Origin of the sequence: Streptosporangium sp. NPDC049078 (genome assembly GCF_040648855.1) — a bacterium.
In the GTDB taxonomy this organism is placed as follows: domain Bacteria; phylum Actinomycetota; class Actinomycetes; order Streptosporangiales; family Streptosporangiaceae; genus Streptosporangium.
Map to the genome: position 1 here is coordinate 434,973 of NZ_JBEZEL010000004.1, position 15,550 is coordinate 450,522.

The window sequence follows — 15,550 nt, forward strand, 5'->3', positions numbered from 1 at the left end:
ATGAGACGAACCGGTCGGCCGTGCCCGGCGGCTCACCCAACGGCGACGCCACGACGAACCGCCCGCGGACCCCGACAGCTCACCCAACGGCAGGCCACGACGAACCGCCCGCAGAGCCGGACAGCTCGCCCAGCGGCGACGCCACGACGAGCCGACCGGCGGAACCCGGCGGCGATGCCGGGTGACCGGCAGAAATAAACCTCCGCCTCGCCCGGTTGCCGCCTACATGGCTGATGACGACATCCGCGGGACGGCCCGCGGCTCTTCCGAGGTGCCCCTGTCGATCCTGGAGCTGGCGACCGTCGGTTCCGGCGTGACACCCACCGAGACCCTGCGAGCGAGCACCGAGCTGGCCAGGCGTGCGGAGGAGTGGGGCTATCACCGGATCTGGGTGGCCGAGCACCACGGCATGCCGTCCGTGGCCAGTTCCTCGCCCGCCGTGTTGATCGCCCATCTCGCCGCCGCGACCAGGAGCATCCGGCTGGGGTCCGGCGGTGTCATGCTGCCCAACCACGCCCCGCTCGTCGTCGCCGAGCAGTTCGGCACTCTGCACGCGCTGCACCCGGGCCGCATCGACCTCGGGCTCGGCCGGGCCCCAGGCACCGACCCCGCCACGGCGAGGGCCCTGCGCGGGCGGCACGGCCTGGACGCCGACGACTTCCCCGAGCAGCTGGCCGAGCTGACGGCCTTCCTGGACGGCGCGTTCCCGCACGGCCACCCTCTGGAGCGGGTCGTCGCGGTGCCCCGCTCCCCCGAGTCGGGCCGCCCGCCGATCTGGCTGCTCGGTTCCAGCGGCTTCAGCGCGCGGCTCGCCGGGAGGCTCGGCCTGCCGTTCGCGTTCGCGCACCACTTCAGCGGCGAGAACACCATCCCCGCCCTGGACCTGTACCGGTCGTCCTTCGAACCCTCCGCCGTGCTCGACCGGCCGTACGCGATGATCGGCGTCTCCGCGGTCGCCGCCGACACCCCGGAGCAGGCGCTGCGCCTGGCCCGCTCCGGCGGGCTGTCCATGCTGCGGCTGCGGCGCGGCGCCCCGCAGCCGATCCCCACGCCCGAGGAGGCGGAGAACCACCCGTACAGCCCGATGGAGCGCGACTTCCTCGACGACTATCTGTCCAAGCTGGTGCTGGGGGACGCCGCCGGAGTACGGCAGGGGCTGGAGGATCTTCGCAAGCGCACCGAGGCCGACGAGTTGATGATCACCACGATGGTCCACGACTCCGCCGCCCGGATCCGCTCCTACGAGCTCATCGCGCAGGCGTACGACCTCACCCGCGGCTCCTGACCGGACTGCGGCGCGGAGCACGCGCATCTCCGGATTCCAGGCATATGCGCCGATAAAGACCTCAATCTCCATCGAAACTGCACAGAGGACCGTTACGCTCCGGGCATGATCAGATCGAGATGGGTGAGCCTGCTGGTCTGGCCGGCGGTGCTGCCCTTCGCGGCCTGGGCGTTGCTCAGGGTCGGCGGCTGGACCCCGATCTGGCAGTGGGTCGCCCTGGTGGCGTTCACGCCGTACGTGGCGGCGGCCTCGGTGATCCCGCTACTCCTCGCCCTGGGCCTGCGCCGCTGGGCGGCCGCGGCCCTCGCGCTGGTCACGAGCGCGACGCTGGCGACGATCGTGCTCCCCCGCCACTTCGGCGACGACGACCAGCCCACGGCCGACGGAGGACGGCTCCGGGTGCTCGCCGCGAACCTCGCCGTCGGCGCGGGCGACACCGACGCCCTGATGAGGCTGGTGGGCTCCCTCGGCCCCGACGTACTCGCCCTCCAGGAGGTCACCCCGGCCGCGCGCGACCGTCTGGAGGCGGCCGGGCTGCGCCGTCGCATGCCCCACGTCGTGGACCGCGCGGTCGACGGGGTGGGGGGCTCGGGCATCTACTCCAGGCACCCCATCACCGAGAAGCCGCTGATCGCGCTGGGCGGGTTCCGGCAGGCGCGAGGGGTGATCCAGCACCCGAGCGGCCACGAGATCGAGGTCGTCTCGGTCCACCCCTGCGCGCCCCGGTACGGCGGCAGGGTGCCGTGCTGGGAACAGGGACTGCGGGCACTGCCCAGGGCGGGCGGCGAGCTGCGGGTGCTCGCCGGAGACTTCAACGCCACCCTCGACCACCGGCCGGTACGCGATCTGCTCGACAGCGGTTACCGCGACGTGGCCGACGCCACCGGGCACGGCCTGACGCCCACCTGGCCGCGGCAGGGCTGGAACGTCCCCGGTGTGACGATCGACCACGTGCTCGCCGACTCACGCATGGCGATCAGGACCTTCGGCGTCCATCACCTCCCGCACACCGATCATCGTCCGCTCTTCGCCGAACTGGGCCTGCCCCGCTTCACCAAGCGCTGACCTTTGCCCGACTCGCCAGGCCGGGGTCCGACGGGTCCGTCCGCACCGAACGGCACCGGCGCGGACCGGCGATCCTCTCCGGCGAGGATCGCCGGTCCTGCAGGAGCGGCCCGCCCCATGGACGCCGATCCCGGCCGATCCGACGGGAGCGGCGATCCTCATGGACCGCCGAGCGTGGACCGGGTGGTCGCGGCCCTCCTCGAACGGGACCCGCCGAGGAACAGAAGCAGGGCGAGGACGGCGTACGGCACCGCGGCGGCGGTGAAGATCGCGGCATGGCCGACGAGCGCCGAGGCCGCGGCGTACGCGCCGTAGACGAGGACGGCGCCCAGTTCCGTACCCAGCCCGGCCAGCGAGGTCACGGTGGCGCGTGCCGGGCCCGTGATGCTCTCCTGAAGCCGCACGTCGGCCAGCACGGTCGCCATCTGGAAGACGCAGAAGGCCGTCGCGAGGGCGACGAACCCCACCGCGACGCCGCTGAACGCGCCCGCGCCGAGCGCGAGCGCCCCGAACGCGAGAAGCGCGGCGAACTCCCGGTCGGTGAAGCTGCGCCCGGCCGCCGCGAGCACGCCACCGGCCGCGACACCCACGGAGACCAGAAGCACCAGGAGCGGCACGACGTGCGTGGTGACGCCGGTGCCGACCGCGAGCAGCGGGGTGTACTCCTCCAGCGAACCCCACAGGGCCGTCACCGCCGGTACCAGCAGCAGCGCCCGGCGCGCCGGCCGGTCGGCGCGCGCCGCCCGCAGCCCCTCGCGCAGGATCGCGGCGTAGCCACCGGCCGGCGTCTCCTCCCCACCGGCCTCCTCGCGTTCCTCCCCGGGGCGTACGCGGCGCTCGGGAAAGGCGAGCGCGGCCACCGCGGCGAGCACGCACGCCAGGACACTGCCCGCGGCGACCAGCGGGTAGCCGCCGACGGCGAACACCGGGGCGGCCACGGCCATGGACAGCATGACGGCGCCCGTGCCGATCGCGCGGGCACGGCCGATGACCGCGGCGTAACGGCCGGTCGCGCCCAGGCGGTCGAGTTCGGTGTAGACCAGAGCCTCCAGCGCGCCCGACTGCAGCGCTCCCGAGGCACCCCACAGCACGAAGCCCGCGGCGAACACCCAGTAGGAGGGGGCCGCGACCCACAGGAGGAAACCGGCCGCGGCGAGCAACGGTGCCAGGGCGAGCAGCGCGCGCCGCGAGACGGCGTCGGCCCACACCCCCGAGGGGACCTCCAGCACGACGGAGGTGACCGACCAGATCGCCAGGAGCGAGGAGATCTCGGCGGTCGACAGACCCGTGTCGACGAACAGCAACGCGTAGAACGGGTAGAACAGGACGAACTCATCAAGGAAGGTGTAGACGTAGAGCGTCGCGGCGAGGCGCTTCGCACGCCCTTCGGGCGCACGAAAAAAAGCACGGAGAAAAGAAGAAGTGGTCATGAGGTCCTTCTCGCGAGGGCTGGCGGACTTCGGGATGCTCGGCATCTCCGGAGGTCCACGGCAGCTCGCGCCGGACCGACCGATCGTTCAGGATCAATGTCGCCAGGTCATGTCACAGACCATACAGTCGCCCAGCCCGCTGCGGCCTCCCCTTTTTTCCTCTTCAGGACGAAGCGTCACCCGGTCGTGGAGGCGGCGTCGCGGGCACGGCGGGCGGGTCCGTCTCGCCTCCGCCTTTCGGGTGCGCGGGTGTGTGCGGGAAACCCGGCGGGGCCGGTCAGAACTCGTCGTGCCCGGAGACCTGGCCGATCGGGAAGACGTGCCTGCTCGCGGCGCAGACGGTCTCCAGGACGTGGACGGGGACGTCCTCGTCGGAGTAGCCGGTGCGAAGGATGTGAACGACCCACTCCCCCGGTTCGAGCTCCAGGGTCTCGTACTCGAAGGAGGTCGGCGGGCGGGCCGTCAGGCTCTCCTCGGCGCGGCCGAAGGTGTGGCCGAGGGCGATCAGCGCCGCCTGCAGTGACGGCTTCACGAACCCCGGCTCGGCGAGGCGGGTGCCCCCGAACAGGTCCGCCCGGAAGTAGCTGGTGGCGACGCGCACCGGGATCCCGTCGGCGGTCATCATCTTCCTGCGGGCGATCACCTCGGCACCGGGTTCGACGCGCAGGCGCGCGGCCACGTGTTCACCGGCCGGTTCCGGCCCCACGTAGAGCATTCTGCGGCCGGGCGTGACGCCCTGCCTTTCCGCCTCGGCGAGGAACAGGGACGCCGAGCCTCGATCGGCGGGGTCGGTGGGCAGCGCCCGCCGCACCACGACCTTCGGCTCACGGACCGTGGGACCCTCGGGGACCCGCGCCGCCGGCCCCTTCCTCATCTGGGAGATGCGGCCGGGGGACACGCCCAGGCGCGCCGCTATCTCCTCCAGGCTCATCCCGGAGTCACGGGCCTCGGCGATCGCCTGACGGCGCATCTTCGCCGCCTCCGCGACGAGTCCCTGCTCTTCGGTCACGAGGCGGCTCAGAACCCGCGCGCGCTCGATGGGGTCGCTCAGCCCGGAAACCTCGTGCAGCGTCTTCAGGTCCATCGGGGGCCGCCTCCTCGCGCTCGACACCACCGGGAATTTTAGCCCCCCTATTTTGGCGCGGTGACACTGCCTCGCGCACCGGAAAGGCTGTCGGACCCGCCCGTTCACTCCGAGGAGGGGGTTCGCGGTCAATGGGCATTCTGGCCCGGTGGTTACACCATGCCGACCGTCAGATCAGTTGCCGACGCCGCAGCCGGGTGCGGAAACTGGATGGTCGCCCGCGTCACGCGGGTGGCGGTGATCCGACGGGGCGCCACCTGGAGCGGTGGTACGGGAGACCGGTTGGGAGGGATGGCGCTCCGGCCTGCCCTGCCCCGGACGGCTCTCACCTCGTCAGAACACCGTGAGGAGCGTGCCGCCTGCCGATGCCCCCTGACACCGGAAACACCTCAGCCAGCACCAACAACACCGACAATACCGACAACACTCACGCCTCCGCCACCAACCCGGCATCCCTGACTTCGCGCCCCCTCCCCTCGCGCCGCGCCGGGACGGGCTCCCTGTGGCGACTGAAGTCCTACCTCCGCCCGTACGTCGGCCGCCTTGTCACCATCTGGGTGTTGTCCCTCACCGCGGTCGCGATCGGCATCGCCATCCCGCTGATCGGCAGAGAGATCATCGACGGTCCCGTCGCCCGCGGCGAGGCGGGGGCCGTGCCACCCCTCGCGCTGCTCGCCTGCGCGCTGGGCGTGATCGAGGCACTGCTCGTCTTCCTGAGGCGGTGGCTGCTGGCCGCCGCCGTCCTCGGCCTGGAGACCAGCCTCCGCGACGACATCTACCGCCACCTCCAGCGGCTGCCGATGGGGTTCCACTCCTCCTGGCAGTCGGGCCAGCTGCTCTCCCGGGTGACGACCGACCTGTCGACGATCCGGCGTTTCCTCGGCTTCGGCCTGCTCTTCCTCGTCCTCACCACCGTCCAGATCGCGACGGTGACCGGGCTGCTGCTCCACATGTACTGGCCGCTCGGGCTGCTGGTCGTCGCCTCGGCGGTGCCGATCATGGTCACCACCCTGCGCTTCGAACGCGAGTACATCACCATCTCCCGGCGGGTCCAGGACGAGCAGGGCGACCTCGCCACGGTCGTCGAGGAGTCCGCGGCCGGCATCCGCACGATCAAGGCGTTCGGCCGCGGCCCGTACGTCTCCGGAATCTTCGAGAAAGGGGCGTTGAAGGTCTACGGGACCTCGATGGAGAAGGTCCGCCTGTCGGCCAGGTTCTTCACCTTCCTTGAGGTGATCCCGAACATCACCCTCGCGCTCGTGCTGCTGCTCGGTGCCCTGGCGGTCGGCTCCGGCACGCTGACGCTGGGCACGCTGGTGGCCTTCGCCACCCTGATGCTGCAACTGGTCTGGCCCGTCTCCGCGCTCGGCTTCATCCTCACGATGGGCCAGGAGGCGATGACCGCGGCGGACCGGGTGATGGAGGTGCTCGACACCGAACCGGAGATCGTCGGAGGTACCGCCGTGATCGAACGGCCCCGAGGGCACCTGCGCTTCGAGGGAGCGGGGTTCACCTTCCCCGGTGACGGGAAACCCGTGCTCCACGACGTCTGGCTGGAGGTGCGTCCGGGAGAGACGCTCGCGGTCGTGGGCGCGACGGGGTCGGGCAAGACCACGCTGACCTCCCTGGTGCCACGGCTGCACGACGTCGGCACCGGCCGGGTCACGATCGACGGGGTCGACGTCCGCGACCTGCCGCTGCCCACACTGCGCTCGATGGTCGCCACCGCCTTCGAGGAACCGACGCTGTTCTCGATGAGCGTCAGGGAGAACCTCACGCTGGGACGGCACGACGCGAGTGAGGAGGAGATCGAGCAGGCGCTGCGGATCGCCCAGGCCGGGTTCGTCCACACACTGCCGTGGGGGCTGGAGACCAGGATCGGCGAGCAGGGCATGTCCCTGTCCGGCGGCCAGCGCCAGCGGCTCGCACTGGCACGCGCGGTGCTCAGCCGTCCCAGGATTCTCGTGCTGGACGACACGCTGTCGGCCCTCGACGTCGAGACCGAGGCCCTGGTGGAGGAGGCGCTCCGGCATGTGCTGCGCGAGGCGACCGGGATCGTCGTCGCCCACCGGGCCTCCACCGTACTCCTCGCCGACAGGGTGGCCCTGCTGCTCGACGGCACGATCGCGCACGTCGGCGAGCACCACGAACTCATGGCGAGCGTGCCCGAGTACCGCGCGCTGCTGTCGGCCGCCCCGGAGGCCGAGGAGGCGCGGCTGTGAGCGCGACCGAACCCTCCACCCATCCCTCGGCCAAGCCTTCCGGTGCCGAGAACGCGAACGGGTCCCGGGAGTGGCGGGGCGTCGCGGCCGAGAACCAGGAGGAGCTGTCGGCGCAGGTGTCGTTCCTGCTGCGTGACAGGTCCAGGCGGCTGCTGGGCGACCTGCTGCGCCCGTACCGCGGGAGACTCGTCCTGCTCGTCGTCATCATCGTGACCTGCAACGCCGCCTCGCTCTCCATCCCCTACCTGGTCAAGGTGGGCATCGACGCGGGCATCCCGCCGATACTGGCGGGCGCGGGGCCGCGAACGCTGGTGACGGTCGTCGTGGCGATCCTGGCGGCGGCGGCCGTCCAGCTGGTGACCCGGCGGATATTCCTCAGGATGGCCGGGCACATCGGCCAGAGCATCCTGCTGGAACTGCGGCGGCGGGTGTTCGTCCACTTCCAGAGGCTGTCGCTCTCGTTTCACGAGGACTACACCTCGGGCCGGGTCGTCTCCCGGCTCACCTCCGACATCGACGCCATCTCCGAGATGCTGCAGTCGGGTTTCGACGACCTCGTCACCGCCGTGCTGACACTGGTCGGCACGGCGGTCCTGCTGCTCGTCCTGGACGTCCACCTCGGCGTGGTCGCGCTGCTGCCGCTGCCGGTCCTGATGCTGTTCACCGGCTGGTTCCGGCGGCAGTCGAGCATCGTCTACCGCAGGACCCGGGAGACCGTGGCGCTGGTGATCGTCCACTTCGTGGAGTCGATGGCCGGCATGCGCGCGGTCCAGGCGTTCCGCGGGGAGCCGCGCAACCAGGCGATCTTCTCCCAGCTGAACGCCGACTACCGCGACGCCAACCGGCGCAGCATGCACCTGGTCGCGATCTTCTCTCCGGGCGTCAAGCTCATCGGGAACGTGACGATCGCGGCCGTCCTGCTCTACGGGGGCACGCTCGCGATCCAGGGCGAGGTCACGGTGGGAGTGCTGGCCGCCTTCCTGCTCTACCTGCGCCAGTTCTACGAGCCGATGCAGGAGATCTCGCAATTTTATAACACGTTCCAGTCGGCCGGTGCGGGGCTGGAGAAGCTCTCCGGCGTTCTGCAGGAGCACCCCATGGTGGCCGAGCCCGCTGACCCGGTGGCGCTGGAGCGGCCACGCGGAAGGATCGAGTTCCAGGGCGTGGAGTTCTCCTACCTGGACGGCACCCCCGTGCTGCCCCGGCTGGATCTGGTGGTCCCCGCCGGGCAGACCGTGGCGCTCGTCGGCACCACGGGGGCGGGCAAGACCACGCTGGCGAAGCTGACCTCCAGGTTCTACGACCCCGTCGCGGGGCGGGTGCTGCTGGACGGGGTCGACCTGCGCGACCTCGGCGAGCAGACGCGGCACGCCGCGGTGGTCCTGGTCACCCAGGAGAACTTCCTGTTCAGCGGGTCGGTGGCGGACAACATCAGGTTCGGCCGACCCGGCGCGAGCATCGCGGACATCGTGGCGGCGGCCCGCTCGATCGGCGCCGACACGTTCGTCTCCGCGCTCCCCGACGGGTACGACACCCAGGTCGGCAAACACGGCGGCCGGCTGTCGGCCGGGCAGCGGCAGCTGGTGGCGTTCGCCAGGGCGTTCCTCGCCGACCCGGCGGTGCTGATCCTCGACGAGGCGACGTCCAGCCTGGACGTCGCCGGCGAGCGGCTGGTGCAGCGGGCGATGCGGACGATCCTCGCGGACCGGACGGCCCTGATCATCGCGCACCGCCTGTCGACCGTCGAGATCGCCGACCGGGTGCTGGTGATGGAGGGTGGCAGGATCACCGAGGACGGCCCGCCCGGCGAGCTCGTCGAGCGGGCGGGCCGCTACGCCGACCTGCACCGCGCCTGGCTCGACAGCGTCTCCGACCACCGCGACGCCCCCGGCTGACCCACCGGCGGCGGGGAGGGCTCACACTCCCGAACCGCCTTCCCTCGCTCCCCGGTCCCGGAATTCCGTGCCCCGCCCGCAGAACCGGCGCCCGGAATTCCGGGCACACGATTTCCGGCGAACCCTGAACCGCGGGAAGGGGACCCGCGTATCTCAGGGCGGAACGGCACGAATGATCCTTCCCACCCGCAGGAAAGGGGCAGTGATTTCGATGAGCACCCGGCGGTCGCGCAAGCGACGGTCTCTGACCGCCTCCTTGCTGGTCTCCGCCATGCTGGCCGCCGGGTGCTCGTCAGCGGCCATGACCGCCGAAACCCCCGTCCAGGCGGTGGGACTCGCCGGCGATCGGGCCGACGCGGACGTCCGTTTCTCCCAGGAGATGATCCCCCACCACCGGCAGACGATCCAGCTCGCCGACCTGGTGACCGGCCGGAGCGAGAACCCGTACGTGAACGACCTCGCCGCGAAGATCAAGAAAAAGGAGGCGGCCGACATCGACCTGATGTCGGGCTGGCTGCGGTCGTGGGAGGTCGAGGTACCGGCCGAGGGCGACCACTCCGCGCACGACATGCCGGGCATGCTGTCGGCCACCCAGATCGCCTCCCTGGAGAAACGGTCCGGCGCCGCCTTCGACAAGCTGTGGCTGAGCGTGCTGGGCAAGCACCTCAACAGCGGTGTCCAGATGGCCCAGGTCGCGATCGCGCTGGGCAGGCACCGGCCCACCACCCTCCTGGCGGAGAAGATGGTCACCGAGCAGCGCGCCCAGATCGCCGAGATCGGCGAGAAGCTCGCCTGACCCGTCTCCGGCTTCCGCCGAATCCACTTCCGGTCGACTCGGTGTCCCTCTGACCTCGTCTCCGGGTCCGCCCGGGCTCTTCGTTCCTTCAAAGCGGCGGGTTGTCCGGGAACGACCCGCCCTCCGTGGGTACACAGCCTCCCAAAAAGGGCATAAGCGCGAGGCGCAACCGGGTCGCGGTGGCGGCGGTGACGCCGAGCGGCGTCCGGTGTGGCGAGCAGAACGGTGGCAGACCGCCCGATCCCCCGCTGGAGGTCTCATGAGCACGACCCGAAGGCGCCCTGTCCTCGCGGACTCCGTCCGGATCACCGAGGACGCCGTGGAGATCCTCGACCGCCGGGTCTATCCCTTCGAGCACCGCTGGGTGCGCTGTGCCACCAGCGAGGACGTCGCGGTGGCCATCGAGCGGATGGTCACCCAGAGCACCGGCCCCTCGTTCGCGGCGACCGCCGGGATGACACTGGCCGCCCGCGAGGCGCGGGGCGAGCCGCCGGGCCGGGCCGCGGTGCGGCTGCGCGAGGCGGGCGACCGGCTGATCGCGACCCGGCCCACGAACAACCACATCCGCGACGCCGTGGAGGCCGTCCTCGCCGCCACGGTGAACGGGCCACTGCCGCAGGCCTGCGGGGACGAGCTGGTGGAGGCCGTGACCCGGGCGGCGTCCGAGCACGACGCGGCCTACCTGGCGAGCAGCGCGGCCATGGGCAGGCACGCGGCCGCGCTGCTCGACGACGGCGCCCGCGTCCTCACCCACTGCTGGGCGGACGCCTACCTGATAGCCACCGTCGAGGCCGCTCAGCAGGCGGGCAAGCGACTGGAGTTCATCTGCACCGAGACCCGGCCCTACCTGCAGGGGGCACGGCTGACCGCGCCGACACTCGTGGAGATGGGCTACCGGCCCACCCTCATCACCGACGGGATGGTCGCCTCGGTACTGTCCGACGGGCTCGCCGACGTGGCGCTGACCGCGGCGGACCGGGTGACGATGGACGGGCACGTGGTGAACAAGGTCGGCACCCTCGGGGTGGCGCTCGCCGCCCGCGCCTTCGACGTCCCGTACTACGTGGTGATCCCGGCACCCGATCCGCGGGCACCGGGTATCGGCGACGTCGTCATCGAACGGCGGAACGGCGACGAGGTCCTGCACGTTCTGGGGACCCGCACCGCGGGCGAGGGCGTGACCGGCCACTATCCCGCCTTCGACGCCACCCCGCCGCACCTGGTGACGAGAATCGTGACCGAGAACGGCGCCTACCCCGCCGAGCGCGTGTCGGAGCACTTCGGCCCGTCGGGGCGTCCGCCGGCGGACGCCCCGGCCCACCCGCTGTAGCCGTTCCGGCCCGGGGTGCGGTCCGGTCCGCGGTGCCGACGCCGTACGCCGGACGCGACACGGAAGCCACGTGAACACCTAACGCGACAGATCGACCACAGAGAGTAGTGTGCGCTGTGAAGTTGATCTACGAGGACATCCCTCACGACAGAACGGGAGTTCGACGTTGGTGTCACAACGATCCAGATCCGCGCTCACCGCGTTGGCCTGCGCCCTGCTGGCGCTGCTGGCCGTACCGGGGACACCCGCGACGGCCGACACCGGTGCGCACGCCACCGCCACCGCCACCGCGCGCCAGGACGTCAAACGAGCCGCCGCGCCGTGCGTCCGGCAGGGACAGGCGACCTACCCCGTGGACTACTACTGGAAGAACGCGCTCGGCATGAGGCTGGGCAGCGGGTCGGTCCCGGTCGTCACCTCCCCGCCCCTGTGGGGCGGACAGATCGCACCGGGCGGCATCTTCACCATTACGCTGGCGCACCGCACGGCCCAGTGGCCGCTGCTGGTCAGCCGCTACACCACCACCTGGGACCTGTCGTCGCTGCTCGCCCACGCCGACGTCATCGGCCAGTCGGGGACCGGCACCATCAGTGGCACCACCCTGACGATCGCCTCCTCGGGGACCAAGACCGACCCGCCCGCGAAGGTGATCACCTTCCAGGTGAGGCAGGGCACCGCGGGGGGAGCGATGACCATCCGGCCGACCGGGATCAGCAGCGTCATCGCCGCGCCGGGCCAGCTCGGGAACAACACACCCGCCCCCCCGATCCAGATCGCCACCGGGCAGTCCATCTCACCCACAAGAGCCACCGACGACACCGCCACCACCGGCCAGGGCACGGCCGTCAGCGTGCCCGTCCTGGCCAACGACACCGCGACCTCACCGACGATCAGCGGCGTCACCCAGCCCGCCAACGGCACCGCGACGATCTCCGGTGGCACCGTGGTCTACACACCCGCGGCGAACCTCGGTGGCACCGACACCTTCACCTACACCATCACCACCGCCTGCGGAACCAGCACCGCCACGGTCACGGTCACGGTCACCTGTGCCTACACACCGGTCAACCTGGTCAACGGCGGCTTCGAGGCACCGCCCGTGGCCACGGTCGACTGGTCCATCTCCGACGCCTCCGTCAACCCCGCCGTCGGCTGGCGCACCACCGCCACCGACAACAAGCTGGAGTTCTGGCCCGGCGGCGCGAGCGGGATCCCGGCCGCCGAGGGCCGGCAGTTCGCCGAGCTCAACGCCAACCAGGTCTCCACCCTCTATCAGGACCTGCCCACCGTTCCGGGAACACCGATGACCTGGTCGCTCTATCACCGGGGCCGTCTCGGTACCGACGTGATGCGGGTGCTCATCGGCGCACCGGGCGCGACCGTGGCCCAGGTCCCCACCGGGGCCTCCTCCCCGGACATCTCCGACGACAACACCGCCTGGCGCCAGTACACCGGGACGTACGTCGTCCCTCCCGGACAGACCACCACACGATTCGCCTTCGAGTCGGTGTCGGCCGCGGGAGGCACCCCGACGGCCGGCAACTTCCTGGACGGCGTGGTGTTCCAGACGCCGCCCTGCCTGCCCATGACCAAGAGCCCGTGAAGGCGGGCGGCGTCCCGGGGACGCGTACCACGAACCGACCGGCCGTCCCGCCCCTCCCGGAGTCCTGACCGTCACGCGCGACCTCAGGACGAGGACCGGACGGGCACAAACGCGTGAAGGCCCCTCTCGCTTCGTGCGAGAGGGGCCTTCACGCGTGCGGTGCGCCGGAGGACGCCGCCGGGGTCAGCTCGCGGTGCCCGCGGTCTCCTGCTCCGCGGCGCGGCGCTTCTCCTCCTCCTCGATCGCCTCGACCGTCTCGTTGTCCCGGTCGCGGCGGTACTCACGGACCGAGTAGGCGATGGCGGCGGCCCACAGGACGGCGATGGTGATGTAGGCGGCGGTCTGGACACCACCGGAGGCGTCGATCCAGTCGCTGCGCAGCAGGGTCCTGATGTTGGTCAGGACGATGATGCCGCCGACGGCGGAGCCCAGGATGCGCGGCGGGATGTGACGGACGAGCCAGGCGGCGATGGGAGCGGCGATGACACCACCGATCAGCAGGACGGCGACCCAGGAGAAGTCGATGTTCTCGGAGCCGATGCCGACGAAGAAGCCGACGCTGGCGGCGATGGCGACCAGGAACTCGCTGGCGTCGATGGAACCGATCACCTTGCGCGGCGCCAGGCGGCCGCTGGCGAGGATCGCCGGGGTGCCGACGGGCCCCCAGCCGCCACCACCGGTGGCGTCGACGAACCCGGCGACCAGGCCGAGGGGGGCGAGGAAGCGCTTGCGGAGCGGCTTGCCCAGGTTGCCGCGCGGGAGGCCGAAGGCCGTGAAGCGGATCAGGACGTAGACACCCAGCGTGAGCAGGATGATCGACATGATCGGGGCCGCGACCTCGGTGGAGAGGCCGGACAGGAAGGTCGCTCCCACGAACGCGCCGATCGCGCCGGGAACACCGATCTTGGCGACGACTTTCCAGTCGATGTTGTTGAAGCGCCAGTGGGAGATGCCGGAGGCGAGGGTGGTGCCGATCTCGGCGAGGTGGACGGTGGCCGAGGCGGCGGCGGGGTTGGTACCTATGGCCAGGAGCAGAGTCGTCGAGGTGACACCGTAGGCCATGCCGAGGCTTCCGTCGACGAGCTGCGCCGCGAAGCCGACCAGGCCCAAGAGGATGAGCGCACGCACAAAGCCCCCCTTCCTATTTTTCCCACTCTGTTGATAGGAATTATGGTGAATGAAGGCCAAGGCGACGTCAAGTCACGTTTCAAGCAAGGCGTCTCAAAGGATGGGAATCTTCGTCCCACGCACGAGGTCACCCCCTGCGCCGACCGCCGGTCCGGGTCGCCGGCGTCAGGAGGGCCGCCAGGCTGACGGTGTCGACGATGGCGCTTATCGAGGTCTCGATGTTCAGCCACACGGTTCGCAGTCGCGCCGCCTCTCCGAAGTAGGCGACGTCACCGGCCGGCGCTCCCCTCACCGAGGTCAGTTCGCCGCCGACCGCGCGCAGCACGTCCCCGACCGAGATGTCGACGGGCGGCCGGGCGAGCGTGAAGCCGCCCTCGTGCCCCCGCTGGGCGAAGACGAGATCGGCGCGGCGCAGATCGGTCAGGATGCCGCGCAGGAAACTCGCCGGGATCTCCTGCGCCTGGGCCATCGTCTCCGACTTGACCGGGTCGGGATCGCTCAGCGCGATGACCAGCATCGCTCTTATGGCGTAGTCGCTCCGAGCCGTGACGTGCATCCGAAAGTCCCCCCGACAGTGCGCCTCTGCCTCCGGCCGCCGACCTCATACGGGCTGGTCTCGATTAAATCTACTATCTCTATAGGTTAACCGTGAAATGTTCTCGTGGCTGCGCGAGACCCGGTCGCCGCGGGCGGCGACACCTGACCGGCGGGCGAGGGGTCAGCGAGGCGGTGAGGTTCGCCGAGGTCCGATGAGGTCAGCCGTCGGCCGCGTCCGAGTCGATCGCGGCGGCCTCCCCCCGGTCGAGGGAGGACAGCTCGGCGACCTCCTCGGAGGTGAGGGTGAAGTGGAAGATGTCGGCGTTGCCTCTTATCCGGTCGGAACTGGACGACTTCGGCACGGTGATCAGCCCGAGTTCGATGTGCCAGCGCAGCACGATCTGGGCGGGGGGCCTGCCGTGCCGCTCGGCGACGGCCGTGACGACCGGATGCTCCAGCAGGTCGCCCCCTCGCCCGATGGGACTCCAGGACTGGGTGACGATCCCGTGCTCGGCGTTGTAGGCCCGGGGCTCGTCACGGGTGAGGAACGGGTTGAGCTGGATCTGGTTCACGTCGGGCACCACGCCGGTCTCGGCCAGCAGCCGCTCGATGTGGGCCGGTTTGAAGTTCGACACGCCGATCGCCCGCACGCGACCGTCCCTCAGCAGCTTGACCATGCCCTTCCACGCCTCCACGTAGCGATCCTTGCGCGGCCGCGGCCAGTGGATCAGGTAGAGGTCGGCGTAGTCGAGGCCGAGCCGGTCCAGGCTGGCCTGGTAGGCCTCCTGCGCGGCGTCGTATCCGTGCCACTCGTCGTGTAGCTTGGTGGTGACGAACAACTCCTCCCTCGGCACGCCGGAGGCCCGCAGCCCACGCCCCACCCCGGTCTCGTTGTAGTAAGCGTGGGCGGTGTCCACCAGCCGGTAGCCCATCTCGACGGCGGCGGCGACCGCGATCTCCGCCTCCGCGTCCGACATGGGCCAGGTTCCCAGGCCGACCTGCGGGATGTCCGCGCCGTTGACCAGTTTCACCGTTGGAATGTCCAGAACAGTCATGATTGACAGCCTTCCACGCAGCCCCCTACCGGCTGTCACCGGGCGCGGCGGGGAGTTCGGGTGCGAGTCCTATCGGCCAAGTACGCGGAGACGCCGGAAAACAGCCCTCGAGCCTCGTTC

The 15,550-nt window shown here is 70.8% G+C and carries 12 protein-coding genes; 7 read left to right on the forward strand and 5 right to left on the reverse strand.

Annotation, left to right across the window (positions count from 1 at the left end; translation table 11 throughout):
* Positions 1 to 226: 226 nt before the first annotated feature.
* Together AB0B90_RS09010 and AB0B90_RS09015 are read left to right on the forward strand one after the other, a co-directional pair.
* On the forward strand, positions 227 to 1,285 hold the full coding sequence (locus tag AB0B90_RS09010; RefSeq protein ID WP_350948831.1) for an LLM class flavin-dependent oxidoreductase: 1,059 nt from the start codon (positions 227 to 229) through the stop codon (positions 1,283 to 1,285).
* A 105-nt stretch (positions 1,286 to 1,390) separates the two neighbouring features.
* Positions 1,391 to 2,350, forward strand: a complete 960-nt coding sequence (locus AB0B90_RS09015) for an endonuclease/exonuclease/phosphatase family protein (protein WP_362921774.1) — start codon at positions 1,391 to 1,393, stop codon at positions 2,348 to 2,350.
* Positions 2,351 to 2,508: 158 nt separating this feature from the next.
* On the opposite strand, the gene AB0B90_RS09020 is transcribed toward AB0B90_RS09015, so the two are convergent.
* The gene (locus AB0B90_RS09020) at positions 2,509 to 3,780 is read right to left on the reverse strand and encodes an MFS transporter (protein WP_362921776.1); all 1,272 of its coding nucleotides are present in this window, start codon (positions 3,778 to 3,780) and stop codon (positions 2,509 to 2,511) included.
* A 277-nt stretch (positions 3,781 to 4,057) separates the two neighbouring features.
* Positions 4,058 to 4,864, reverse strand: coding sequence for a UTRA domain-containing protein (locus AB0B90_RS09025; RefSeq protein ID WP_350948834.1), 807 nt, complete (start codon positions 4,862 to 4,864; stop codon positions 4,058 to 4,060).
* A 365-nt stretch (positions 4,865 to 5,229) separates the two neighbouring features.
* Here AB0B90_RS09025 and AB0B90_RS09030 point away from each other — a divergent pair, with 365 nt between their 5' ends.
* The 5 genes from AB0B90_RS09030 (at position 5,230) to AB0B90_RS09050 (ending at position 12,710) form a co-directional block, all read left to right on the forward strand.
* Positions 5,230 to 7,086, forward strand: coding sequence for an ABC transporter ATP-binding protein (locus tag AB0B90_RS09030; RefSeq protein ID WP_362921778.1), 1,857 nt, complete (start codon positions 5,230 to 5,232; stop codon positions 7,084 to 7,086).
* Positions 7,083 to 8,981, forward strand: a complete 1,899-nt coding sequence (locus AB0B90_RS09035) for an ABC transporter ATP-binding protein (protein WP_362921780.1) — start codon at positions 7,083 to 7,085, stop codon at positions 8,979 to 8,981. Before AB0B90_RS09030 ends, AB0B90_RS09035 begins: the two co-directional genes overlap by 4 nt.
* 211 nt (positions 8,982 to 9,192) lie before the next feature.
* A complete protein-coding gene (locus tag AB0B90_RS09040) occupies positions 9,193 to 9,777 on the forward strand; it encodes a DUF305 domain-containing protein (protein WP_350948837.1) in 585 nt (194 codons plus the stop codon).
* A 259-nt stretch (positions 9,778 to 10,036) separates the two neighbouring features.
* Positions 10,037 to 11,107, forward strand: a complete 1,071-nt coding sequence (locus AB0B90_RS09045) for an S-methyl-5-thioribose-1-phosphate isomerase (RefSeq protein WP_362921783.1) — start codon at positions 10,037 to 10,039, stop codon at positions 11,105 to 11,107.
* A 169-nt stretch (positions 11,108 to 11,276) separates the two neighbouring features.
* Entirely contained in the window at positions 11,277 to 12,710 is a 1,434-nt protein-coding gene (locus AB0B90_RS09050) for an Ig-like domain-containing protein (protein WP_350948839.1), read from the forward strand.
* 183 nt (positions 12,711 to 12,893) lie between these two features.
* Here AB0B90_RS09050 and AB0B90_RS09055 read toward each other — a convergent pair whose 3' ends face one another.
* The 3 genes from AB0B90_RS09055 to AB0B90_RS09065 all read right to left on the reverse strand — a co-directional run bounded on the left by AB0B90_RS09055 (position 12,894) and on the right by AB0B90_RS09065 (position 15,430).
* Positions 12,894 to 13,838, reverse strand: a complete 945-nt coding sequence (locus tag AB0B90_RS09055; protein WP_350948840.1) for a sulfite exporter TauE/SafE family protein — start codon at positions 13,836 to 13,838, stop codon at positions 12,894 to 12,896.
* Positions 13,839 to 13,965: 127 nt separating this feature from the next.
* Positions 13,966 to 14,394 carry an Rrf2 family transcriptional regulator gene (locus AB0B90_RS09060; protein ID WP_362921786.1) on the reverse strand — a complete coding sequence of 143 codons (429 nt, stop codon included), beginning with the start codon at positions 14,392 to 14,394 and terminating at the stop codon, positions 13,966 to 13,968.
* Positions 14,395 to 14,593: 199 nt separating this feature from the next.
* Positions 14,594 to 15,430 carry an aldo/keto reductase gene (locus AB0B90_RS09065; RefSeq protein ID WP_362921788.1) on the reverse strand — a complete coding sequence of 279 codons (837 nt, stop codon included), beginning with the start codon at positions 15,428 to 15,430 and terminating at the stop codon, positions 14,594 to 14,596.
* Between the last annotated feature and the right edge of the window lie 120 nt (positions 15,431 to 15,550).